This window comes from Streptomyces sp. sk2.1 (assembly GCF_008120935.1).
In the GTDB taxonomy this organism is placed as follows: domain Bacteria; phylum Actinomycetota; class Actinomycetes; order Streptomycetales; family Streptomycetaceae; genus Streptomyces.
The window spans coordinates 1-679 of sequence record NZ_RDBO01000122.1 but is presented as its reverse complement, the minus strand read 5'-3'; the positions used below and the strand labels follow the sequence as shown (position 1 = coordinate 679).

At 68.5% G+C, this 679-nt stretch carries 1 protein-coding gene and 1 pseudogene; one reads left to right on the top strand and one right to left on the bottom strand.

Annotated elements, in window-relative coordinates; genetic code table 11:
- Positions 1-269: integrase core domain-containing protein (locus EAO76_RS41075; RefSeq protein WP_148841344.1), on the top strand; the 269-nt coding region annotated here is incomplete at its 5' end.
- Between the two features lie 30 nt (positions 270-299).
- Here EAO76_RS41075 and EAO76_RS41070 read toward each other — a convergent pair.
- Positions 300-611: pseudogene (locus tag EAO76_RS41070) on the bottom strand (transposase); the annotation flags it as partial.
- Between the last annotated feature and the right edge of the window lie 68 nt (positions 612-679).

The following is a 679-nucleotide window of genomic DNA, read 5'->3' as shown; positions in this document are numbered from 1 at the left end:
GCGAGCGGGCCGGGGTGAGAAGGAGCATGAGCGCCGTGGGCAGTTCGGCGGACAACGCCGCCGCGGAGAGCTGGAACGCGTCCATGAAGAGGGAGACCCTCAAGGGCGCGAAGGCGTGGCCCACCGCTCGTCACGCCCGGCTCGCGGCCTTCCGCTGGGCCAGCCGCTACAACACCCGACGCCGGCACTCCCGCCTCGGACAACGCTCCCCGATCATCTACGAGAACACCTTCTTCGAACCCGCAACTACACTTCCCCAAGCTGCATAACCCCGTGTCCAACATCCGGGGTCAGGGCCCCTTGCCCGCAGTGCCGGTGTACTGCCGGGTCACGCACGCCGACGCGTCCCCGTCCTTGAGGAAGCCGGTGTCATCGATGATCAGCGCGGTCGGTTTGATCACCTGCTGCATCCGCCAGGCAAGGCGGGCGCGTACGTGTGCCGCGTCCCACGGGCTGGTGGTGATGAAGTGGGCCAGGGCCTGCCGGTTGCCGTCCTCACCCAGACGGGCGGCCATCGGCTCCACCGACTTGCGCCGCCCGTCCAGCAGCAGTCCTCGCAGATAGACGGCGCCCCACCGGCGTTGATCCGCCCGCGCGAACGGCTCGAACATCTCCGCCGCGAAGTCCTCCAGATCACACCGGACCGCAGCCAACTCCTCACCCAGCACAGCCAGTCAAC